General features: G+C 58.5%; 20 protein-coding genes. 8 read left to right on the forward strand and 12 right to left on the reverse strand.

Features of this window, described 5'->3' with window-relative positions; all coding sequences use genetic code 11:
- The first annotated feature begins 212 nt into the window (after positions 1-212).
- The 4 genes from dusB to purD all read left to right on the forward strand — a co-directional run bounded on the left by dusB (position 213) and on the right by purD (position 4,606).
- Entirely contained in the window at positions 213-1,211 is a 999-nt protein-coding gene (gene dusB, locus ACJO5Y_RS18335) for a tRNA dihydrouridine synthase DusB (RefSeq protein ID WP_406989240.1), read from the forward strand.
- Positions 1,208-1,525 (forward strand): DNA-binding transcriptional regulator Fis, encoded by a 318-nt coding sequence (fis, locus tag ACJO5Y_RS18340; protein WP_297790569.1) that lies wholly within the window; start codon positions 1,208-1,210, stop codon positions 1,523-1,525. Before dusB ends, fis begins: the two co-directional genes overlap by 4 nt.
- An 88-nt stretch (positions 1,526-1,613) precedes the next feature.
- The gene (gene purH, locus ACJO5Y_RS18345; RefSeq protein ID WP_406989242.1) at positions 1,614-3,194 is read left to right on the forward strand and encodes a bifunctional phosphoribosylaminoimidazolecarboxamide formyltransferase/IMP cyclohydrolase; all 1,581 of its coding nucleotides are present in this window, start codon (positions 1,614-1,616) and stop codon (positions 3,192-3,194) included.
- Positions 3,195-3,310: 116 nt separating this feature from the next.
- Positions 3,311-4,606: a phosphoribosylamine--glycine ligase gene (gene purD, locus ACJO5Y_RS18350; RefSeq protein ID WP_406989243.1), complete on the forward strand. Its 1,296-nt coding sequence runs from the start codon at positions 3,311-3,313 to the stop codon at positions 4,604-4,606.
- Between the two features lie 73 nt (positions 4,607-4,679).
- Here purD and ACJO5Y_RS18355 read toward each other — a convergent pair whose 3' ends face one another.
- From ACJO5Y_RS18355 to ACJO5Y_RS18400, 10 genes are all read right to left on the reverse strand, one after another.
- On the reverse strand, positions 4,680-5,099 hold the full coding sequence (locus ACJO5Y_RS18355; RefSeq protein WP_406989245.1) for an acyl-CoA thioesterase: 420 nt from the start codon (positions 5,097-5,099) through the stop codon (positions 4,680-4,682).
- Positions 5,100-5,169: 70 nt separating this feature from the next.
- Positions 5,170-6,300 (reverse strand): zinc-dependent alcohol dehydrogenase family protein, encoded by a 1,131-nt coding sequence (locus ACJO5Y_RS18360; protein ID WP_406989247.1) that lies wholly within the window; start codon positions 6,298-6,300, stop codon positions 5,170-5,172.
- Between the two features lie 33 nt (positions 6,301-6,333).
- The gene (locus ACJO5Y_RS18365; protein WP_406989249.1) at positions 6,334-7,008 is read right to left on the reverse strand and encodes an ABC transporter ATP-binding protein; all 675 of its coding nucleotides are present in this window, start codon (positions 7,006-7,008) and stop codon (positions 6,334-6,336) included.
- Between the two features lies 1 nt (position 7,009).
- Positions 7,010-7,783, reverse strand: coding sequence for an ABC transporter ATP-binding protein (locus ACJO5Y_RS18370; RefSeq protein ID WP_406989250.1), 774 nt, complete (start codon positions 7,781-7,783; stop codon positions 7,010-7,012).
- Positions 7,780-8,724, reverse strand: coding sequence for a branched-chain amino acid ABC transporter permease (locus ACJO5Y_RS18375; RefSeq protein ID WP_406989252.1), 945 nt, complete (start codon positions 8,722-8,724; stop codon positions 7,780-7,782). The genes ACJO5Y_RS18370 and ACJO5Y_RS18375 overlap by 4 nt, the downstream gene beginning before the upstream one ends.
- Entirely contained in the window at positions 8,724-9,623 is a 900-nt protein-coding gene (locus ACJO5Y_RS18380) for a branched-chain amino acid ABC transporter permease (protein ID WP_406989254.1), read from the reverse strand. The genes ACJO5Y_RS18375 and ACJO5Y_RS18380 overlap by 1 nt, the downstream gene beginning before the upstream one ends.
- Before the next feature lie 63 nt (positions 9,624-9,686).
- Positions 9,687-11,006, reverse strand: coding sequence for an ABC transporter substrate-binding protein (locus ACJO5Y_RS18385; RefSeq protein WP_406989256.1), 1,320 nt, complete (start codon positions 11,004-11,006; stop codon positions 9,687-9,689).
- A gap of 87 nt (positions 11,007-11,093) precedes the next feature.
- On the reverse strand, positions 11,094-12,452 hold the full coding sequence (locus ACJO5Y_RS18390) for an ABC transporter substrate-binding protein (RefSeq protein WP_406989258.1): 1,359 nt from the start codon (positions 12,450-12,452) through the stop codon (positions 11,094-11,096).
- A 214-nt stretch (positions 12,453-12,666) separates the two neighbouring features.
- A complete protein-coding gene (locus tag ACJO5Y_RS18395; protein ID WP_406989260.1) occupies positions 12,667-14,022 on the reverse strand; it encodes a sigma-54-dependent transcriptional regulator in 1,356 nt (451 codons plus the stop codon).
- 23 nt (positions 14,023-14,045) lie between these two features.
- Positions 14,046-15,749, reverse strand: coding sequence for a sensor histidine kinase (locus ACJO5Y_RS18400; protein ID WP_406989262.1), 1,704 nt, complete (start codon positions 15,747-15,749; stop codon positions 14,046-14,048).
- A 231-nt stretch (positions 15,750-15,980) separates the two neighbouring features.
- On the opposite strand from ACJO5Y_RS18400, the gene ACJO5Y_RS18405 reads away from it, so the two are divergent.
- The 3 genes from ACJO5Y_RS18405 to ACJO5Y_RS18415 are packed head-to-tail and all read left to right on the forward strand — an operon-like array spanning position 15,981 to position 19,149.
- Positions 15,981-16,916: an alpha/beta fold hydrolase gene (locus tag ACJO5Y_RS18405; protein WP_406989264.1), complete on the forward strand. Its 936-nt coding sequence runs from the start codon at positions 15,981-15,983 to the stop codon at positions 16,914-16,916.
- A gap of 17 nt (positions 16,917-16,933) precedes the next feature.
- Positions 16,934-18,508 (forward strand): cation:proton antiporter domain-containing protein, encoded by a 1,575-nt coding sequence (locus ACJO5Y_RS18410; RefSeq protein WP_406989265.1) that lies wholly within the window; start codon positions 16,934-16,936, stop codon positions 18,506-18,508.
- Positions 18,508-19,149, forward strand: a complete 642-nt coding sequence (locus tag ACJO5Y_RS18415; RefSeq protein WP_406989266.1) for a methyltransferase — start codon at positions 18,508-18,510, stop codon at positions 19,147-19,149. The genes ACJO5Y_RS18410 and ACJO5Y_RS18415 overlap by 1 nt, the downstream gene beginning before the upstream one ends.
- A gap of 1 nt (position 19,150) precedes the next feature.
- On the opposite strand, the gene ACJO5Y_RS18420 is transcribed toward ACJO5Y_RS18415, so the two are convergent.
- A complete protein-coding gene (locus tag ACJO5Y_RS18420; protein WP_406989268.1) occupies positions 19,151-19,894 on the reverse strand; it encodes a putative 4-mercaptohistidine N1-methyltransferase in 744 nt (247 codons plus the stop codon).
- 24 nt (positions 19,895-19,918) lie between these two features.
- The gene (gene senA, locus ACJO5Y_RS18425; protein ID WP_406989270.1) at positions 19,919-21,250 is read right to left on the reverse strand and encodes a selenoneine synthase SenA; all 1,332 of its coding nucleotides are present in this window, start codon (positions 21,248-21,250) and stop codon (positions 19,919-19,921) included.
- 247 nt (positions 21,251-21,497) lie between these two features.
- Here senA and ACJO5Y_RS18430 point away from each other — a divergent pair, with 247 nt between their 5' ends.
- Positions 21,498-23,474, forward strand: a complete 1,977-nt coding sequence (locus tag ACJO5Y_RS18430) for a hypothetical protein (protein WP_406989272.1) — start codon at positions 21,498-21,500, stop codon at positions 23,472-23,474.
- Positions 23,475-23,490 lie beyond the last annotated feature (16 nt).

Raw genomic sequence — 23,490 nt, forward strand, 5'->3', positions numbered from 1 at the left:
GTCTTTACTTGCCAAAGACAGCCGAACGCCACCGAACAGACTAAAAGTCAACCAGAAAGAACGAAAAATAATCAATTTTTTCACTGCTTTGCCCCTTCAATCGCTGGCGTCCCGGCGGTATCATTACCGCCCTTCGGATCAGGATCGGTTACTTATTGAGCAACCGTTCTACTCCGAGCCTTGCTAAATCCGCTGTGACACGGACTCAGATCATGCTGCCAACGGCAAAAATCGGGCCGTACACGTTGCCCAACCCGCTGATTGTCGCACCCATGGCAGGTGTGACGGATCGCCCGTTCCGCCTGCTGTGCCGGAACATGGGAGCCGGGCTGGCCGTATCGGAAATGGTCATAGCGGACAGCAAGCTCTGGCACACGCGTAAATCCAGGACCCGCATGGACCATGCGGGCGAACCGGAACCAAGATCGGTCCAGATTGCCGGCGGCGATCCCGAGATGTTGGCCCACGCCGCGAAACTGAATGCCGAGTACGGCGCCCAGATCATCGATATCAACATGGGTTGCCCGGCCAAGAAAGTCTGTAACAAGGCCGCCGGTTCCGCGCTGATGAAGGACGAAAGTCTGGTCAGGGAGATACTGGAGGCCGTCGTTGCCGCAGTGGATATCCCGGTCACCCTGAAAATGAGGACCGGCTGGGACCGGGAACACCGCAACGCGCCTTTGATCGCACGCATGGCAGAAGATGCAGGCATTCAGGCGCTGGCGGTTCACGGCCGCACCCGGAAGGATGCCTACAAGGGCGACGCCGAGTACGACACCATTGCGGACGTAAAATCCCGCGTCAGCATACCGGTGTTTGCCAACGGTGATGTCACCTCCCCGGAGAAGGCGAAACAGGTACTCCAGCACACCGGCGCCGACGGTCTGTTGATTGGCCGGGCAGCTCAGGGCCGGCCCTGGATCTTCCGGGAAATCCTGCATTTCCTGGAGACCGGAAAACACCTGCAGGCCCCTCCGCTGGCTGAGGTGGAACAGATCCTGACGCAGCACCTGGATGCCCTGCACCAGTTTTACGGTGAGTTCATGGGCGTGCGCATTGCCAGAAAACACGTGGGCTGGTATCTGCAGTCCCACGACGAGAGTAAACAGTTCCGCAAACGCTTCAACGCCCTGGACGAGGCGGGGGAGCAAAGAGACAGTATTCAACAGTACTTTGCAGGCTTACGAAATGGAGAGGTATTCGCAGCATGACCGCTGAGACTTTGGCAAACGACAACCTGAGCACATCGGCCAACGATGACATTCATCAGTTGCAGACGGTGAACAGCAGCGGCAACAGCGTCACCCTGCGTGACAGCGTCGAAGTTGCCCTGAAGAACTACTTCGCCCAGCTGGACGGAGCACCGGTCACGGAAGTGTACCAACTGGTGCTGTCCGAAGTGGAGGCGCCCCTGTTGGAGCAGGTGATGAAATACACCCGCAACAACCAGACCAAGGCGTCTACCATGCTTGGCCTGAACCGCGGCACCCTGCGCAAGAAGCTGAAGCAATACGGTCTGCTATAATCCAGACACCCGATTGAAACGAGGGCCTCCCGGACACCATTCGCGAGGCCCTCATTCGTTCATCTCCAGCAAAGAATGTGACCGACCCATGGCAAACAAGGCTAACACCCCCGTCCGTCGTGCGCTGATCAGCGTCAGTGACAAATCCGGCATCGTCGATTTCGGCCGTGCCCTGACCGAGCGCGGTATCGAACTGCTCTCCACCGGAGGCACGTTTCGCCTTCTGAAGGAAAACAACATCCCGGTCACTGAGGTGTCCGATTACACCGGCTTCCCGGAAATGATGGACGGCCGGGTGAAAACCCTGCATCCGAAAATCCATGGCGGCATCCTGGGCCGGCGCGGCACCGATGACAGCGTGATGGGAGAGCACAACATCAACCCCATCGACATGGTGGTGGTTAACCTCTACCCCTTCGAAGACACTGTCGCCAACCCCGACTGCGACCTGCCCACCGCCATCGAGAACATCGACATCGGTGGTCCGACCATGGTGCGCGCCGCCGCCAAGAACCACAACGATGTCGCCATCGTGGTGAATGCCTCCGATTACAGCCGGGTGCTGGAGGAACTGGAAGAGAACGACGGCCAGTTGACCTACAACACGCGTTTTGATCTGGCGGTCAAAGCCTTCGAGCACACCGCCGGCTACGACGGCGCCATCGCCAACTATCTGGGCGGCCGCACCCCGGACAACGACAGTGCCGATTTCCCCCGCACCTTCAACGCGCAGTTCGTCAAGGTCCAGGATATGCGTTATGGGGAAAACCCCCACCAGCGCGCCGCCTTCTACGCCGAGCGCAACCCGAGGGAAGCCTGCGTCGCCACCGCCAAACAGCTGCAGGGCAAGGAACTGTCTTACAACAACGTGGCGGATACCGATGCCGCGCTTGAGTGCGTGAAACCCTTCGCTGACCCGGCCTGCGTTATCGTCAAACACGCCAACCCCTGTGGCGTGGCCATTGGCGCCGACATTCGCCAGGCCTATGACCTGGCGTTTGCCACCGATCCGACATCCGCATTTGGCGGCATTATCGCGTTCAACCGTGAACTGGATGCGGATACCGCCAGGGCCATCATTGACCGCCAGTTCGTGGAAGTCATCATTGCCCCGACCATTGCCGCAGAGGCGGTGGAACTGGTCGCTGCGAAGAAAAACGTGCGCCTTCTGGCCTGTGGTGAAATTACTGGTGAACGCGCCAGATCGCTGGACTACAAGCGCGTTACCGGAGGCCTGCTGGTGCAGGACCGTGACCTGGGCATGGTGGCCATGGAAGACGTCAAGGTGGTCACCGAGCGCCAGCCGTCCGAGCAGGAACTGAATGACCTGTTGTTCGCCTGGGAGGTGGCCAAGTACGTGAAATCCAACGCCATCGTTTACGCCAAGGCCGGACGCACCATCGGCGTCGGCGCCGGCCAGATGAGCCGGGTTTACAGCGCGAAAATTGCCGGCATCAAGGCCGCTGATGAAAACCTGGAAGTGAAGGGTTCGGTTATGGCTTCCGATGCCTTCTTCCCGTTCCGGGATGGCATCGACGCCGCCGCACAAGCTGGCATCACCGCCGTGATCCAACCGGGTGGTTCCATGCGCGACCAGGAAGTGATCGACGCCGCCAACGAACACGGCATTGCCATGGTGTTCACCGGCATGCGTCATTTCCGGCATTGATGAGAAACCGAGTCGTGTCGGATTACGCCTTTGGCTAATCCGACCTACATTGAGCCTCAGATTTGAACCGTCGGTCGGATTAGCCGCAGGCGTAATCCGACAAACAGGAAGCAGCTATGAATATTCTCGTTATAGGCTCCGGCGGCCGGGAACACGCCCTGGCCTGGAAAGCCGCCCAGTCTCCGGATGCTGACCGGGTCTTCGTGGCCCCCGGCAACGCCGGCACCGCCCGTGAAGCGGGGCTGGAAAACATCAACATCGACGTCATGGACCTGGACGGGCTGGCGGATTTTGCTGCCGCCAATAACGTCGGCCTGACCATCGTCGGTCCCGAGGCGCCACTGGTTGCCGGTATCGTCGACAGGTTTGACGAGCGCGGCCTGCGGGTTTTTGGCCCCAGCGCAGGCGCCGCGCAACTGGAAGGCTCCAAGGCCTTTTCCAAAGATTTCCTGGCCCGCCAGAACATCCCCACCGCCGCATACGCCAATTTTACCGAGGTGGATGATGCCCTCGCCTATGTGCGCAAACAGGGCGCGCCCATCGTAGTCAAGGCCGATGGCCTGGCCGCAGGCAAGGGCGTGATCGTGGCGATGACACTGGAAGAGGCCGAGGACGCCATCCGCGATATGTTGGCCGGTAACGCCTTTGGTGACGCCGGCAGCCGGGTGGTCATCGAGGAATTCCTCGATGGCGAGGAAGCCAGTTTTATCGTCATGGTGGACGGCGAACACGTCCTGCCCATGGCCACCTCCCAGGATCACAAGCGGGTCGGCGACGGCGACACCGGTCCCAATACGGGCGGCATGGGAGCCTACTCACCAGCCCCGGTGGTGACAGCCGATATCCACCAGCGCATCATGGATGAGGTGATCTACCCGACCGTGCGTGGCATGGCGGCCGAAGGCTATCCGTACAAGGGCTTCCTGTACGCCGGCCTGATGATCGACAGTGCCGGCGCCCCCAAGGTCATTGAATTCAACTGCCGCTTCGGCGACCCGGAAACCCAGCCGATCATGTTGCGCATGAAGTCCGATCTGGTGGAACTGTGTGGCGCCGCCATTGACGGCAAACTGGACCAGTGCGATTCCAGATGGGATGACCGGGCTTCAGTAGGCATAGTGCTGGCCGCCGGCGGCTATCCGGGCAGCTACAACAAGGGAGACGCCATTTCCGGGCTACCCGAGTCTGAAACCGCAGGAGAAAAAGTGTTCCATGCGGGCACCCGACTCAATGGCGAGCAGGTTGTTACCAATGGTGGTCGCGTACTGTGCGCCACTGCGCTCGGCCAGACCGTTACCGAAGCCCAGCAGCGAGCCTATGAGGTAGCTGCAAGGATCCAGTGGGACGGTGTGTTCTACCGCAAGGACATCGCCTATCGGGCAATTGCGCGGGAGAACTCGGGGAATACCTGACTCCAGAATCGCATCAAGAAAGCCCGGTAACACCGGGCTTTCTTGTCTGGCGACCACTGTACTCAGGCCCGAATCAGGAAACCAGGATGCGCTCAAGCGCCGCACGAATCCTTTCCGGGATAGCAACAGCGCATTCCTGTTCACGATCAACGAACACATGGACAACCTGACCACACGCAACCGGCTCCAAATCGCCTTTCTTGAACAGGCCCAGCTCGTATGTCACTGAGCTGTTTCCAATCTTGACTACCCTCAGCCCGGCGTCCAGTACGTCCGGATACGCCACCGGTTTTCTGAACTGACAGCTGGAGCTGACGACGTATCCAACCACCGGCGAATTATGTATATCCAGTCCGCCAACCTCAATCAGGTACTGGTTGATGGTCGTGTCAAAGTAGGAGTAGTAGGTCACGTTGTTCACGTGACCATAGACATCGTTATCCATCCACCGGGTGGTGATTGGGTACAGGACGTCAAACTGGTTTCGTTCCACCGATCTCTCCGCTTGCCATTGTTGAATACTCTCTCCCGTATAAGCTGCGGTTGCGTCAGTTGTTCAGAACCTAATCAAACAACACGACCTGACGAACAGCCTTACCGGCAGCAAGCCTCTCAAACCCTTCATTGATGTCATCCAGCGTCAGGGTATCGCTGAGCAACTTGTCCACCGGCAGCTTGCCCTGACGGAACAGGGTGACATAACGGGCAACGTCGCGAACCGGCACACAGCTACCGACATAACTCCCCTTGAGAGTGCGCTCCTCTGCCACCAGACTGACTTGCTGGATAGCCACTTTCTTTTCCGGGTGGGCCAGACCACCGGTAACCGTGGTTCCACCACGACGAGTGATCTGGTAGGCAAATTCCAGGGCTTTTTCGGAGCCGGCCATTTCAATGGCACAGTCAACGCCTCCATTGGTTAGTGCCTTGATCCGGTCGGCGCAATCTTCTTCCCGTGAGTTAAAGGCATGGGTTGCCCCCAGCTCGCTGGCCAGCGCCAGCTTGCTGTCATCCAGATCAATGGCAATCACCTCACCGGCGCCAGCTACCAGCGCTCCCAGCACGCTGTTCAGGCCCACACCACCAAGTCCGATCACCGCGACGCTCTGGCCCGCCCTGATGCCTGCAGAGTTGATCGCTGCACCCACGCCCGTCAACACGGCGCAACCAAACAATGCGGCATGGTGCAGTGGCAAGTCCGGATCAATCTTGACCAGTGAATCCCGGGAAACAACAGCGTGGTCCGCAAAGGCGGAAACCCCCAGGTGATGGTTAACCGGCGTGCCATCGGCCCGGTGTAACCGGTGCTCACCACAAACCAGAGTGCCGGCGTTGTTGGTTTTTGCCGCCGGCTCACACAAGGCCGGGCGCCCCTCCGCACAAGGCGCACAGTGCCCACAGCTGGGCACGAACACAGCAACCACATGATCACCCACTTTCAGGTCACGGACGCCATTGCCAACCGACTTTACGATGCCAGCGGCTTCGTGGCCAAGAGCCATGGGCACAGGACGCGGACGATTTCCATCGATAACGGAAAGGTCGGAATGGCACAGACCAGCGGCCTTGACCTGAACCAGCACTTCGTTGTCACCGGGTGGATCCAGTTCCAGCTCCTCAATCACCAGAGGCCTGCTGTCCTGGTATGGGCGTTCCACCCCGATGGCTTGCAAAACGGCTGCGCGAATTTTCATGGCGTGTTTCCTCAATCGGTTATTGTTCTGTGGTCAGGCTAACGACTCAGACGGATCCTTTCGACCGGCAGATACGGATCCGCGTTCAATACGCCAGGTCATATCCACCAGATCAGAGGAATGGCTGTCATCGGATTCCGCGATCAGTACCGTCAGGCCTTCGGCCCGCAGGTCGGCAATGACCTCAGACAAACGCCTGGCCAATACCGGTGCGACCCCTTCGAATGGCTCATCCAGCAGGATCAGTTCCCGGCCCGGGATTAGCGCACGCCCCAGCGCCACCAGCTTCTGCTGGCCGCCTGACAACTGCAGCGCCTTGCGTTCACCGAAGTCGGCAATTTCGGGCATCAGCGAATACACCCATTTCAGTCGCTCTTCACCATCCTTGATGTGGTTTGTCCACGCCGGCATGAGCATGTTCTCGGACACCGTCAGCTCTGGTATCAGCCGCCGGTCCTCCGGCATGTAACTGATGCGAAGACTGGCCCGTCGATGCGCCGGCAGTTTGCTGATGTCCTGTCCCTTAAAGGCAATGGATCCCCGGGTAGCGGGTAACAGACCCATAATGGCCCGGATCAGCGTGGTCTTGCCGGCGCCATTGTGGCCAATCAGACCGGCCATCTGACCTTCCGGAATATTCAGGTTTATGTCCCGGAGGATATTTATGCCCTCAATGGAGACGTCGAGATTGGCAATTTCGAGACTCATATCAGTCATCTCCCTCGGCTTTGGGCGCCTTCTGTTTGCCGGTCACAAGTTCCTGAACCTTCTCATCCGCCAGCACTTCGTCTACCGGACCATCCTTGATAACAATACCGCTGGCAAAGGCCAACACCCGTGTCACGTAGCGCTGGACAATTTCCATGTCGTGCTCGACAAACAGTACCGTCAACCCCCTCTGACGAACCGCCTCCATCACTGTATCCATCAAGGCGTATTTTTCTTCCATGCTGACACCGCTGGTAGGCTCATCCAACAGTAACATTCTCGGGCTCCCCAGCATGGCAATAGCAATGTCCAGCAGCTTGCGCGCCCCCTGGGGCATGGCGGTGACCATCTCATCACGGTACTGGGAAATGTTCATCTGGGCCAGAATCTCTGCTGCGGTTTCCAGCCGCTTCGACGTGCGCACTGGCCGAATCATCTGGAACTGTTGATTTTCAGCGGCCGCCAGAGCGATGGCGAGGTTGTCGATAACCGGGAGTTCCAGAAACAGCTGTGGAATCTGGAATGATCGGGTCAATCCCTTTCTCATCAATTTGCGTGGGCCCAGGCCCTTGATGGCTTTACCGCCGAAATCAATGGTGCCGCTGGACGGAGGCAGGTAACCGGTCACCATGTTGATGAAGGTGGTCTTCCCGGCGCCGTTGGCACCGATGACCCCGACAATCTCACCTTCGGTGATGGTCACATTGATGTCTTCAGCGGCTGTCACCGCGCCAAAATAACGGGACAGCCCGGTGGTTTTCAGAATCTCGGTCATGAGGCCACCCCTTTCTTACGGGAAAACAGGCTCCAGATCCCTTTTGGCAGGAACAGGATGATCATCAACAGCACGATACCCAGGATGATTTGCCAGGCATTGGGCGCCAGTTCAATGGCATAGGTTCGTACCAGCGTGAAAATCAACGCGGCGATAAAGGGGGCCGCCACGTGTCCTGTACCGCCGAGGATGGCGATGAACACAAACTCACCCGAGATGGTCCAGTAGGCCATGGTCGGGTCCACATGGCCGGCAGCCAGCGCAGTCATTGAACCACCAATGGAACCGACCGCAGCCGCAATCACATAGTTGATATAGAGCACCTGCTTACGCGATACCCCCATGTACTCCACACGCACCTCATTTTCCCGGATAGCCTCACAGGCCAGGCCGAGACTGGAGCGGAAATAACGATTGAGAAACAGGGCAATCCCCAGCGCCAACCCGAGCGCCAGCAGCAATGCGGTCCTGGAACTGCTCTCACCTGAGCCCGGCGTATAGCCGAGAATAGTCCAGTCCACGACACCAAAACCGTCTGTGCTTCCCAGCCCATGGCTTTTCACCAGAAGCCCGTACAGAATCATCGAAAACGCCAGGGATAACATGGCGAAGAATATTTCCCGATAGCGCGTGACAAGCAGTCCCAGAATCATGGCTACGGCAACCGTCACCACTATGCCCAGAACAATCAACAGCAAGGCATCCGTTATGCCCAGATAACGGCCGCCCAGGCCCACAGCATAGCCGCCAAGGCAATAGAACAGCCCCTGACCAAACGACACCAGCCCCGCCCGCATCAACATGACCACGCCCATCACCACCAATGCGGTGGAAATAGCCAGGGTCGTTGTAAAAACAAGCCAGTTCGGGACCACCAGTGACGCCAGCGCAATAGCCACGGCGACACCGATCAGGGAAATTTCACTTTTTTCCACGATCATCAGATTTTCCTCGCAATCACCTGGCCAAACAGGCCATGGGGTCGGAAGATCAACACCCCCGCCATCACGGCGTAAATGATGAACAGTTCCAGTTCGGGCATGGTGTGGATGGACGTCGCCCGCGCCAGACCGACGATGACAGCGCCCACTGCCGCGCCAGTGATGCTACCCAGGCCGCCGGTCACCACGACGGCAAAGGCCAGTACAATGACCTCAATCCCGAGGCCCGGTACCACGGAGATAATGGGAGCCGTAATACCACCGGCGATGGCGCCCAGGGTTGCCCCGATCATGAAGGTGATGGTGAACATGCGGCGCACGTTAACGCCCATGGCTTCGGATACTTCCCGGTCGTGGATGATGGAACGCAGGATCTTGCCGATCTTTGTGCGCTCAAGCCAGAACCACAAGCCCACGCCAATCACTACCGAGACCGCCAGCACCAGCAGGTCATAACGCGATACGGTCAGTACATCAATGTTGATTCGGCCCAAGGCGGCGTATGGCTGGTACGCAAAGTAGGGGGTCGTGCCCCAGATCAGCTTCATGACGTCTTCGAGAATCAACAGTACGGCAAACGTAATGAGCAGCATCAGGATCTCATCGCGACCATACATGAGCCTCAGTATGCCTCGCTCAATGGCCAGCCCGGTCAGGGCGCCAATCAATATCGCAGAGGCTGCGATAATGGCAAAAGCCATGGCCAGATTGTCTCCACCCCCGGCGTAATACCAACCCAGCGCCGAAGCGGCGGCATAGGCACCGAGGGCATAAAGGCTGCCATGGGCCATGTTCAGAATCCGCATGACGCCGTAGATGACCGTTAAACCCGCCGCCACCAGAAACAACCAGGACGCGTAGATGAAACCGTCAATCAATATTGCCCAGACCGTTAACATCAGTGTGTACTCCTGTTATCGGACCACCGGCAGCCTTGCGGCTGCCAGTGGTTGATCAATGGATCAGTTACAGTCGACTCCGGGGAAGCCTTCCTTGATCCATTGCTGGGCGTTGTATCCGTCCGGAGCAGACACACACTCGCCCGGGTAGGACCGGACGTTGCGCAGTTCAGCCTCGCCATCCTCGAAATGGTATTCACCGTAGGACATCGGCTGCAGGGCCTGATGGCCACCCGCCAGGGCCATGCGCACAGTGCCGCTTACGGATTCGAACTCGGCACCTTTGAGTGCTTCGGCCAGTTGCTCAGAACTGGGGACACCCTCGGCGTCTGAGTTATCGGCGGCGAACTTCAGGGCCAGGACAGCTTGAGCGGCCTTGGAGGCAGGGTAGCTCGGAGGTGTACCATGCTCGGCTACATAAGCTTTGGTAAACCATTCGCTCAGGTCATTTTCCGGCATGAAACCACCAAAGGGACCGCGCCCACCCAGAATCGTGCCATTGGGGGCCTGGCCGTCAAAGCGATGCAGACCGGATTCACCGGTGGTAAGAATCGCCGTCGCTTGCTCCAGCAGACCGCGGGCGTTCGCCTGAGCAGTGAAGGACTCCATGTCTCCGCCCCACATTGACGAGTGGACAATGTCCGGGCGCTGGGTCTGGAGTGCTGAAATCTCAGTGCTGTAGCTGCCCTGGAAGAGCTGCGGCGTCTGGTTAGTGATGATCTCCGCCTCTGGCATCAACTGCTCCATGGCCAGGGTAAAGTCCTGCCAGGAATCCTGCCCCCAGGCGTAGTTCTGCTGAATACCGGCAATGCGAACGGCGTCTGGCCGGGTTTCGGCCAGATACCGCGCCGCCCCCACGTTATCCGCTACCGCATCGAGGCCGGTACGGAACATGTACTGGGGATTGTCGATCTCCTGGAACAGACGGGAGGTACCGCAGTCGAAAGCGATGGTGAACATCTTCATTTCTTCCGCCACCGGGCCAATTGCCAGGCAGTCGCCGGAGGAGATATAACCGATCACTGCATTGACGTCCTGGCGCTGAACCAGATTCCGGTACTCTTCAACCTGCTTGGTAGGACCACCCGCTTCATCGACGACGACGGATTCGAGCGTCAGGCCATTAACGCCTTTGGTGTTATAAGGTGCTGGCAGACTGCCTTCGTTGATAGCCTTGATGACGATCTCCGCCCCCTGGGCAGCAGGCACGCCAAATGGCCCCGAGGCACCACCAGAGAGGAAGGTCACGAACCCCAATTTGAAGGAGTCCTCGGCACTGGCGGTTGCTGCCATACCCATCACACCGACCGAAGCCATGGCCACAGACGTTGCGGTGCCCAGAAGCGTTTTTTGCCAGATGCGACGTTGATTGGAATTTTTCATTTTGTTCTCCTTGATTGTTGTTTTCTGTCGTACTTCAGGTTGTGCTTTTGTTTTGCCTTCTTTGGTTTGGGCAGCTACCGATCAGGATCAGCCGCCGGATTCACCGCGTCGCTTTTTAACCAAAGCGGCGGACGGTTTCAGGGATTCAGCACCGTAAACAACCCAGTTGCCCAGCATGACCCGGGCAGGAGGGTATTGATCGTTGGCCACCGGCGTCCCGATGGCCTGGGCCTGAACAATCTGGTGGGTATCCGGATCAATGTAAGAGACGTAACCCTCCGGATCCTTGGGCAAGGGAATCTCGAGCCCTTCCAGCGCTTCAATCATGGCGTCGGTATCGGTGACATCACCGGCGATGCGAATCGCGCGGGCGATGGTTAACATGCCAGCGTAAGCCCCCTGGGCGGAATAACTCGGATAACGCCCGGACAGTTCATGAAAGCGGGTTACAAACCGGCGGTTTCGTTCGGTGGGAGGCCAGTTAACATGATGACGGGCAGAGAGAATAAGGCCTTCCGGTGGATCGTTCTTCAGGCTTACCAGGGTTTCGTAATCACCACCGGCATCGAAGTTCGCCACCCGCATACGGCTGAACAACTGGGTCGTGCGCGCCTGCTCCAGGAAGGCGACAAAATCGCCTCCCCAGAGGGAGACCACCAGCACATCCGGTGGGGATTCCAGCAATGACTGGATATAAAGCGAGTAGTCGGGCTCGTAGAGCTTGGGCCAGTATGTTCCGGTTTCCTCAAATGGAACGTCGTTCTGTTCCAGGGCTTGCTGGAGGTCACGCCAGGCAACCCGGCCATATTCATAATCCGGGCCCAGAAACGCCAGTTTCCGCCAACCGGTTTTTTCCCGCAGTTCTTTCAGGTAGCGGGCACCGGCTGCGTGTGAATACCAGGTGTCACTCGACACCCGGAAATAGTAGCGATGACCTTCTTCAATGGAGGCGCGAGAAGACGCATGATCAGTCCCCACCATAATGATCCGGCGCTGCCTGGCCAGTCGGCTGACCGCCATACCCACGCCAGAGCTGACGATGCCGCAAAGAATGTCGGCGTTGTCCTGTGCAATGAAATCTTCAGCCATACGCACGGCGAAAGACGCTTTGGAGCGGGAGTCGTCCACAATTACCCGAAGGCGGGGTGCATCGGGGTCGGAAGAAAGTTCCTCGAGGGCAAGTTGGATGGCCACAATGCTGTCCCGGCCGAAGCTGGCAGAACGACCAGTCATCGGATACATACAGGCGACGGTAGCGTCGGCACGGCTATCATCGACCCCCAACTCTACCCTGCCCACCAGCGGGGTCGATGGCTGGGCCGACACATCGGCAAGGGCCTCTCCACTGGCCAGCAGCGCAATCACCACCAACCAGAGTCGCCATGGCCAGGGCCGGCGCGCTGTGGCCAGTGCGGTCTGATACGGGCGGGTTTTTGGTCCCGGCAAATCAGCCTCCTGAGCCGGCCGTGTCCGGCCCATGGTTTTGGATTATTGTTGTAAACCAGTCGTCAGGGTATTCAGCAAAAGTAGGGCCAATGCACTGAAACGAGGCAGGAACCTGGCCTGAGAGGCTGTACCACTCTCATTACGCAGGTAATAACAAGGAAATTTGAGCGGATTTCGCTCATTCATGGTGACCAGGATGAGCGGAATCCGCTCATCAACCTAACCCCAATCGCTGCAAACGGCGTTTGAATGCATGCCGGGACAGTCCCAAATGTTCAGCGGCTTTCCCTTTGCGTCCGCCGGTTTTCTCAAGGGCATCCAATAACAACTGGCGCTCGGTCTGCTGTAAGTGCTGGTCGAAGGAGGAATCGGTGGTCTTCCGACCGGTAGATGCGCTGGAGCTGGAGGCAGGAAACTCACCGGGTAACTGATGGGGCCGAATCAGCTGGCCCGGATAGAGAATCGTAAGCCGTTCTACCAGATTGCGCAGCTCCCGTACGTTGCCTGGCCAGTTGTATGCGGTCAGGCAGTCCAGCGTGTCCGGAAGGATAGTGATGGGCCGGCAGCCCTCTTCCCTGGCCTGGGATTCGATGAACATGTCCAGCAACTTACGCACATCGCCCCCCCTGTCCCGTAATGGCGGAATGGTCAGCTCAATGACATTCAGCCGGAAATAAAGGTCCTCCCGAAAATGCCCGTTGCGGACTTCCGCTTCCAGCGACCGATTAGTCGCGGCAATAACCCGGACATCCGCGGTAGCACTGGCGCCACCACCCACCGGGCGATAGTCGCCGTTTTCCAGGAAATGCAGGAACTTGGCCTGCAGGGCAAGAGGCAGTTCACCAATCTCATCCAGAAACAACGTACCATCGTGCGCCAGGGCTACCAGACCGGGACGTTTCTGGTGGGCGCCCGTGTAGGCCCCTTTTTCGGCACCAAAGAGTTCCGCCTCAATCAACTGCTCCGGCAAGGCCGCGCAGTTGATCTCCACGAAGGCTCTGGAAGAGCGGTTACTCTGTTCGTGAATAGCCCGGGCCACCAGGGCCTTGCCAGTCCCTGACTCACCCAACAACAGAATCCTGCCAGCACTGCTCGCCGATATCCGCTGCACTTTCTGCCAGAGTTGCTGCATGGCGTCGCTGTCGCCCATAAGACCGGAAGATGAGGCCGCCCTGCTGCGATGGTAGGCCAGTTCATCCCGCATCCGGGTTCGTTCAGTCACCGAATCGATCAGGTGAAGCAGTTCATCCAGGGCAAAAGGCTTGGTCAGATAATCCGTAGCGCCGGCTTTCACCGCCTGTACAGCCGCACGCGTATCACCGTGGGCCGAAATCATCACCACCGGCAGATCCGGATACAGACGGGCTGTTTCGTTCAGGACATCCATGCCGCTCATACCTGGCAGCCGCAGGTCCAGCAGCATCAAATCCGGCAAATCCTGCTCAAGGATCGCCAGGGCATCTTCACCTGTATGGGCACAGTTGGTACTGCAATCGGCTTCTTGAAGCGCAAAGGTCAAAGACCGCACGAAACTCTTTTCATCATCAACAATCAGGATGTTCAGGCGCATAGTGGTTTTCAGGAACTCTCTTTTTATTGGTCTGCTGTCAGGGTACCACTCTTGCCGGCGGGCAAGGTGACCAATACCGTTGTGCCCTGCCCGGGCAGACTGCGAAGCTGCATCTCGCCGCCGTTAAGCTCAACAAGTTGACGGGTAATACTCAGGCCAAGCCCCGTGCCATCGGACCGAGTGGTAAAAAATGGCTCGGTCACGCGGTTGAGGGTTTCCTCGGACATGCCACAACCGTTATCGGTGATCTCCACCGCCAGGCAATCACCGGTGCGATAGGCCCGGAGATGCACCATCCCTCCCGGATTGCAGGCCTGAATAGCATTGGCCACAAGATTAACGAGGCATTGAATGATCTGGTCCGGACTGGCATGGATCGTCAAACTGGAATCCCCGGTGGCACTGACCGTCACCTGACGACTGTCAGCCAGCCCGGAGGTCAGCACCGTGGCATGGCGGAAAATTCTGCGGATATCCACCTGCTGTGGCTCGCCCGGTACCGGGCGGCCATAGTCCAGCAGATCCCCGACCACACGATTAAGGCGATCAATTTCATCCTCGACTGAAACCAGCAACTCCCTGCGTTCTTTGTCTGGCTCGCGCTTCTCCAACGCCTGGACCGTCAACTTGATTGTGGCCAACGGGTTACGTACCTCATGGGCTACGCCCGTGGCAAACTCCCCGAGCACGGCCATTTTCTCTGCCTGTACGGTACGCGCGATCATTTCCTGTAGACGGTCTGCCATCGCGTTGAAAGCGTGCGCCAATACGTCAATCTCGTCCTTGTCGTTTCTGGGCGCCTGCAAGCGAAAGTGCAGGTCACCAGAGGCAAAGGCTTCCGCCCCCTCCGTTAAACGGGCCACCCGTCGGCGCAGGCTTCTGGCAAGGGCCCAGAACAGAATAACCGTTCCCAGGGCCAACACGCCGGCGAGGGCGTAGAGTCCCAGTTGGGCGTTACGCAACGGACTCAGAATCTCACCGGCGGAAACCACATAATCAATCCGCCACCCCGGCAACACTTCCGGGCCGGTACGAAGGCCTTCCGGCACCGTTGTCTGAAGGTTACCCGTAGCGTCCAGGAGCTCGCCGTTGGGCGTTCGCAGGAATGGTCGCAACACGCCGGCCAGGTTTTCTGTACGCATCAGTTCTGTCAACGATGCCAGCCGCACATGCAGGGCAATCGCACCCTGTACGGCCTGTTCTGCCCCCGCCCTCAGCGGCTGGCGTATCAGCAACCAGGCCGGACCACCGTTACCCGGCAGCCACGGGCCAATAATCTCACTGGTATCATAGTGTATGACCGGTAACCCGGCGATAGACCAGGCTTCACGATTCCAGTAGGGGCTTCCGGAAGCTGCCTGGCCCGGAATCACTTCCGTCAGGTTATTTCTGCTGTCGAAAAACAGGATGCCATAGAGATCCGGTGAGTCGGCCTCGACCCGCACCAGTTCTTTGACACCGTCGGGAACCGCATCATTGTATGTCAGGTACAAAGGCATGGAAGGGTGGGTAGACAGGGTTTCCAACTGATAGATCCGGTTCTCGATAAAACTGGTTAACCGGTTTGCGTTTCCGGCAACCTGGGCCTCAAGACGCTCTCCGGCAAGCCGCTCGTTGACCGAATCCGATACCGCGGTATAGAGCGCACTGAGCACCGCGACAGAACCAACCATCAAGGTCAGGGAGATAAAGGAATAACGGCCAACCAGACTTAACCTGGGCTTCATGACAACCTCATGATTCTTGTTTTTGGCAGACGATAAACAGAGTAAGTGTTTTGGGAGATTTCACAAACACTGGCATCGGTCCCCCGATCGCCCTGAACTCAACCGCATCGCCATCCCCCCGGACATGACAGTGACAGTTGAAGCCCGGTCCTTGACCGGGCTTTTTTTTAAGTTACTGTAACCCTTGCCTGATACGGACAGCCCCCCAACGGAAACGGAGCCGGATTTCCAATGACATCGACACCCCGATTGCCAGTGCTGCTTCTGCTTGCCCTTGCCACGCTGCTTTGGGGTTGCTCACGCCAGGACATCTACGACACCGCCATTGGCTGGGAGCGCTCATCCGCGGGGCTTGAACCAGACCGGGTAGCGGTTGGGGAAATGGACATTGCCTATCTCCGGAACAAAGAGTCAGCCAATGGCGATAGCGTCGTTCTCATTCACGGATTCGGCGCCAACAAGGACAACTGGACCCGCCTGGCCGCGAAGCTGACCGATGACTTCAACGTCTACGCCATCGACCTTCCCGGTCACGGTGACAGCAGCAAGGATCTGGATCTCGGCTACCGCTTCGAAGACCAGGTTCAACACGTGTCCCGTATTCTCGAGACACTCGATATCGACCAGGCCCACATGATGGGCAACTCCATGGGGGGCGCCATCACCGCCCTCTATGCCGCGACCTTTCCCGAGCAGGTTCGTTCTGCTGTCCTGTTCGATCCCGCAGGCATCTTTGAATATGACAGTGAACTGGTGGACCTGGTAACGGAGGGCGACAACCCGCTGATCCCACGAAAGCCCGGGGATTTTGATCGTCTGATGGACTTCGCGCTGGAGAAGAAACCCTTCGCGCCCTGGCCGATCCTGGATGTGATGGAAGAAAAGGCCATTGCCAACCGGGAAGTCAACGAGGTTATTTTTGCCGCCATTCGCGACACCGGCTACGAACCGGACTTCCGTAACGCTATTACACAGATCCGCGCTCCGGTACTGGTGGTGTGGGGGAAGGAGGACCGTGTGATAAATTATCGCAACGCCGATGTGTTTGTGGAGCGCATTCCAAATGCCCGAAAGGTACTATTGGAAGGCGTGGGGCACGCGCCCATGATAGAGGTACCGGAAGAATCTGCCAGACTGTTTCGGGAGTTCATTCAATCCAGCCACTGATCCGATAGACCACCACCATGCCAGAAGCAATCTGGATTTCATTCGCCTTTGGCCTCGGGCTGTTGGTAAAAACCGCCGGCCTGCCACCCCTGGTCGGTTACCTGGCGGCCGGATTTGTCCTGAGCGGCCTGGCCGAAACCATCGACATCACCGTTGAGGCCACCAACGCCCTTGAGCACATCGCTCATCTTGGCGTTCTGCTGTTGCTGTTTACCGTGGGCCTGAAACTCAAGCTACGCTCGATCATCAGCCCGGAAGTCATCGGCGGCAGCCTGTTCCATTTCTCCATCACCTGTGCGGTATTTACCCCGGGACTGTACCTGCTGATGGACCTGTCCTGGCAGACAGCGCTGTTACTGGCCGTCGCGCTGTCGTTTTCCAGCACCGTACTCGCTGCCAAGGTGCTGGAAAGCAAGCGGGAGCTGCGTGCTTTTCACGGTCGCGTGGCCATCGGCATCCTGATCATGCAGGATCTGATTGCCCTGGTGGTGATGAGTCTGGCTGCGGGACAAGCGCCATCCCACTGGGCACTCATTGTCTTTGGCTTGCCACTGCTGCGCCCACTGCTGTTCCGGCTCCTTGATGCCAGTGGCCATGACGAACTGCTGGTTCTGCTCGGGCTGCTGCTGGCCCTGGTGCTCGGCGGGTTTGGCTTCGAAGCGGTCGGGCTGAGCTCGGAACTGGGAGCCCTGGTGTTTGGCGCCATGCTGGCCAACCATCCACGATCCCAGGAATTGGCCAAATCCCTCTGGAGCGTCAAGGAAGTCTTCCTGGTTGGTTTCTTCCTGCAGATCGGCATTAGCGGACTGCCCGACGGCGATGCCCTGATCTTCGCACTGGTTGCTTCGGTGGTGTTGCCACTGAAAGGCATACTGTTCTTCTTTTTGCTGCTCGCCTTCCGACTTCGGGCCCGCAGCGGTTTTCTCAGTGCTCTGTCACTCACCAACTACAGTGAGTTCGGCCTGATTGTCGCGAGCGTTGCCTTGCCGGACTGGCTGGTGCCACTGGCACTGACTGTAGCGATATCCTTCATTGTGTCCGCGCCGGTCAATCGTTTTGCCCATACCCTTTACGAGCGTTTCAGCGCACGGCTCACCCCCTACGAAGGCCAACGCCACCACCCCGATGAACAGCCGATTTCACTGGGAAGCACCAGGATGCTGATCATGGGAATGGGCCGGACCGGTACAGCCGCCTATGATCACCTGGCCCAGTCTGAACCCCGCGTTATGGGGCTGGACTCGGATCCGGCCAAGGTCGCCAAACACCAGAAGGCGGAACGCAACGTGGTCTTCGCGGACGCGGAGGATATGTCCTTCTGGCACGGCCTTCATATGCCATCGGTTGAAGCAGTCATCCTCAGCATGGGTGACATTGAGGGTAAACTCATCGCCGCCCGGAATCTTCGGAAGAAAGGCTTTTTGGGTTACATCGTGGCTCACACCATGTACGAGGATGAAGCACGACAGATTCGGGAAGCCGGGGCGAATGAGGCCTATCTCACCATGAGCGAAACCGGTGTCGCGCTGGCCAGCCAGTTAAAGAGTCGGCAAAGTGCGGTACCTGGACACACTGCGGGAGCAGAAACCTGATGTTCGAACCGGCCGTGTCCGGAGAAAGCCGGATGACCCAGATGACCTCCCTGCACGAGGAACGCCTGGACCATGTGTTCCGGGTACTCAAGGCAACCGGGGCGACCCGCGTGTTGGATCTCGGGTGCGGATCGGGTTCATTGTTGTACCGCCTGCTCGCAGATGCTCAGTTCAGCTCGATTACCGGGCTGGAGCATTCCGGCCTTTCCCTGCAGCAGGCCCGCGTCAATCTGGCGGCCTACCTGTCTGAAGGCGCTCCCCGGGTTCGATTGATTCGTGGCTCCTACGCCGAGAGCAACCCCGCGTTGTCAGGCTACGATGCCGCCGCGATGGTGGAGACTATTGAACACGTCTATCCCGGACAACTCTCGAAGGTGGAACTCGCGGTGTTTGGCGAATACCGGCCGGGCTGCCTGTTCATGACCACCCCCAATCGCGAGTACAATCCGCTGTTCGATCTGGCCGCCGATGAATTCCGCGAGGAGGACCACAAGTTCGAGTGGGACCGTACCAAATTCCGTCGCTGGGCTCGTGGCGTGGCGGAACGTAACGGGTATCAGGTGGAATTCGGCGGTATCGGTGAATACGATCCCGAAGTGGGCCACCCCACCCAAACCGCGTTTTTTACCCGGCTGGACTGATTCAGCGAATTCTGCGCCAGGCCGTCAGTTCAGCAATGGTGTGCTGGAATTTTCGCCGGGTTTCACGGATGACAAACGTCACATCCATGGGGGACTGAATCAGCTCGAAATGATCGGACAGTATGTCCCGCATGCCATCCAGCACACTCCTGGGCTGACCATTCAGTTCGAAACCGCCAATCCAGTTGTTGCGGGGCGTAAACTCCTCCATCAGGGTGTAGGGAGAGCTGATGACCAGTGTGCCTCCCATCGCCAGGCGTTCGTGGATACCGGCAAGAAACGCCCCGGGGGCCTGTAGCCGGTCGATCAGATTACCGGCAAAAATCAGGTCATAATTCTGATGCTCCGCCCCTAACTGGCAGGCGTCACCCGTGGCAAACGACACCCGCGTGGCGGCCCTGGACAGCCCCAGATCTTCCAGGTTTATGGTCACCCGCTCACCCAGTTCTCCTTCGTCCCGGCGAAAGTAATCGATTTCACCGTGCTGCTTGAGATGATGGGCCGCATCCACAAACCGCTTTGAGAGATCGATTCCCACGACTTCATCAAACACCCGGCCCAGTTCAAAAGCCGTACGGCCAACGGCACAGCCCAGATCCAGTGCCTTGCGCTTGTCCCGCCCGGCCATCATCTCCAGACAGATGCCGGCGCACCGTGCGGGGTAATTACTCACCCCAAAATAGTGATCCCCGAAGTGGAATCCCAAATACTGGCTGAGCAGTTCATCGGTTTCGTACACGTTCATGGCTGGTCCTCAGCAGTGTTCCGGTCACGCACAACTGCGGAACCCGGTGTATACGTCGCTTCTCATGGGCAGGTATGCCTGTCGATAGGTGCCCCTGATCAGCGAGGCCGAGGTGGCACAGCTTCCGCCACGTGTCACCTTGTGGTCACCGAACTGCAGGGTCGACATGAACGGGTACATATCGATCCGGAAGCCATCGTAGGGAAAGAACTGGCTACTGGTCCATTCCCAGGCGGTACCGATCATCTGACGGCAACCAAACGGGCTCTCACCTTCAGGGTAATCCCAGACCGGATTTTGTGCCATAGTGCGGCCACTCATATCGGCACGTTCCGGACTCACCGGGTCGTTACCCCAGGGGAATCGCCGGAAGGGCTCGCCTGGCCGGTTCCCCAGCGCTGCCACTTCCCACTCGTATTCAGTGGGCAGTCTCCGACCCGCCCAGCGGCACCAGGCTTCCGCTTCCCAATAAGTCACATGGGTGACCGGAGCATCCAGATTCAGTGGCTGCCAGCGATCAAACAACCGCTCCTGCCACTGTTCATCGTGCCAGCGCCAGTACAATGGATGCCGGGGCAAGCGCATCAGCGGCTCTTCACTACCGTGGACCAGCGCAACGTCGATCTCGGTCTGCAGCCATTTGCAGCCGCCAAGCGACCAGAGTTCCGGACGCCGGTAGCCGCCATCCTCCACAAACATCAGAAAATCCCGGTTGGACACCGGCACACGGGAGATCGCAAATGACGCCAGCTCCACCTCGAATCGGGGCTTCTCATTGTCAAAAGCGAAATCATCCGTGGCATAACTCGCGGACTCCCCGGGCATGCCGATCACCCATCGCCCTTCCGGAATGGTGACATCCCCGGCCACCTGGTCGCCGGGCGCCGCGCGTTCCGGATTGTAGTCGGGCGAGGCCGGGTAACCCACCGTCTGCCGACACCAGATCAGCGACTCGATATGCATGTTCTGGTGGAATATGGCGTAGCGATAAAGATACAGATCTTCGTCTGTCAGCGGCTTGTGACGGATACGCTCCGCAACGCGGTCGTAGATGGTGTCGAAATACGCCAGGGTGTCCGCGCGCCCCGGGAACAGTTCCTGGCACCAGCGATCACGGTGATCCACATGAAAGGAATCCCACAGATCATCCATCGCGGGATTATAGCTTGGGGTGCCATCCAGCCAGTTGAGCACAAACACTTCGTAAAAAAAGCTGGCGTGCCCCATCTCCCACAACGGGGGATTGACCCCGGGATGATAGGGCACATCCAGCCTGTCGTCCGGCAGGGAGGTTATCAGCGCCCGGGTGCGCTGCCGGGCCTGCTCCAGTTCTGCCAACAGTGTTGCCTTGTCCACGCTATCGTTCTCCAAACACATGGGTCTGACAAGTACGATAACAAACTGTCTGCAGGATGAGTGCTCAGGCAGCGGATTTTTTGCAGTTTTCCGGCCCGCTCCCTGGCTCCATGCTGGAACGGGTGCGGGCGCCTCTCTCTGACCAGCCCGTTTTTTGGTTATATACCCTATTCAGGGGATTTCGACTGTACCTGCACTTGCCATAGTTCCCATGCGGAACAATATAAAAAGTGGAAGGGTTTCCCCGATGATGTCCTTAAAAAAACTGTCCTTGGCCTCGGCAATTGCAGCCAGTGTTGCGCTGACCGGCTGCAGCAATTCATCTTCCAGCGGCTCCGACGACGGTGCAGGCACGGAAGTAGGCGGTACCGTTAGCGCCCCCGGAGGCCAGGTTGCAAGCTTCCGGGAACCGACCCTATTCGAAATTGCGTCCGGTTTCCTGGTGTCGCCCGCGGCCGCTGCAATCAGCGGTCTGCAACCAGTTGAAGGCGCAGACGTCGAGCTGATCCGGGTGGACGACGACGGCACCCAGATCGGCGAGGTCCTGGCCACGGGCCGGACCTCGGTTGACGGAAGTTACACCCTGACACTGCCGGAAGGCGTCAACCTGGCGGGCAACCTGGTGGCGCGCATCACCGGCCCGAACGACGCACAGATGCGCTCGCAAGTGGTGGAACAGGCGGTGGATATCGACCCCGCTTCGGAATTCATTCTGCAGAAGTTTGTCGACAGCGACGCCTCTCTGGAGTCTCTCGAAGTCAACGATGTGGTGAGAATCCGGAACCGCGTCGAAGAGTTCGATCTGACCGCCTCACCAGACTTCCGGCTTGCCGACATGCTGGCAGAGCTCGACAAGGTTGTCGGGGAAGATCTTGAGGCACAGATTGCCCTGGCCACCACCGAAGCGGGGGATGCCAGCACCATTGCGGGCAATTACCGCACCTCTGCCATGGTGTTTGGCCTGCACGATTCCGACAATAACAGTGGCGGTACCTGGGACGTTGGTGTGTTTGGCGGAGACTTTGAGTTCACCGCTGGTGATGGCGGCAACGTCACCTTTAACCGCTCTTCAGAAGAAGGAACCGACTCGCTGCTGACCGGACCTGAGCTGGCGAACACTTTTCTCGAGGTACGCAGCGAGATTGACAACGAGCAAGACCAGTTCCCGGGCACCTTCTCCAGTGACAGTATCCTCAGTGTTGAGGGTGACTTCAGTGAGGAGGTGGGCGATACCGAGGGCTTCCGCTCACCCGCCTTCACCTACCGGCTTCAGAAAGCTCTGGACCACAAGCTCTTTGTGTTGTCGCCCAGCGAAACCGTGATTCGTTACGGTCTGACGGCCGAGGGTGACCTGGACCCGCAGAACAAGCTCGGCGATGAACTCTTCCAGTCCCTGGAGATATTCGCCGCCACCCCGGAGGGGGATAGCGACATTCTTCTCGCCGGAGATTTTGGCCGGGTCTACCTGGGCAGCCAGCAGACCGAAGGTGGCGATATTCTGCTGGAATCCGAACAGAATGTGGTGACCTTCAGTAACGACGGAACTGCAGGTGCCACTGCAGGCGCGGCACAGGAACTGCGGCTGGATCCGGGCGGAGCCGCCACCTACGTCGAGCCGGCGCCGGGCAGTGACGAGACCGGCCTGCCCTATACCATTCGCGGCGACGGTGACATCGAAAGCATAGGCGGCCCAGCCGACGGTTTTATCAACGACTCTCTCGACTTCATCTCGCTGCTCGCAGCGCAGGACGTCGAGAGCAATCCAATGACCTGGGAACTGGGCAGAACCCTGATGGTCCGGCTGCCGGACACCCAGCCCTCCATCGCCGATAAACGTTATCGCCTGCTGAGCGTGTACGCGCGCGTGGACCTGGGTGGCGATAGTCTTGAGGCCATCCGCCTCGGCGGACTGCGGTTCAACTCGTTCCTGAACATGACCTCCGAAACAGAAGCCGACTTTGAGGGCGGTGTGGTACGGGTGGAACGCGCCAGCTTCACCGACCAGGTGAGCCGTGACTCCTTTGCCGACCCCCATGACGATGTAACCGTCAGCGTGGATGCCAATGGCGCCGCCACCATCAGCTTCAACTACGACGAAGGCGCTTCCCAACTGGATGGGTTCTTCAACGAAGACGCCAGTATCGGCATCTTCACCAACCGCTACATTGCGGGAGGCGAATCCGACCGCCTGGGTATGGCCATTCTGTTGGAAGTAGACCGGTAAACCGGTCTACTTGACG

Origin of the sequence: Marinobacter alkalisoli (assembly GCF_045449855.1) — a bacterium.
In the GTDB taxonomy this organism is placed as follows: domain Bacteria; phylum Pseudomonadota; class Gammaproteobacteria; order Pseudomonadales; family Oleiphilaceae; genus Marinobacter.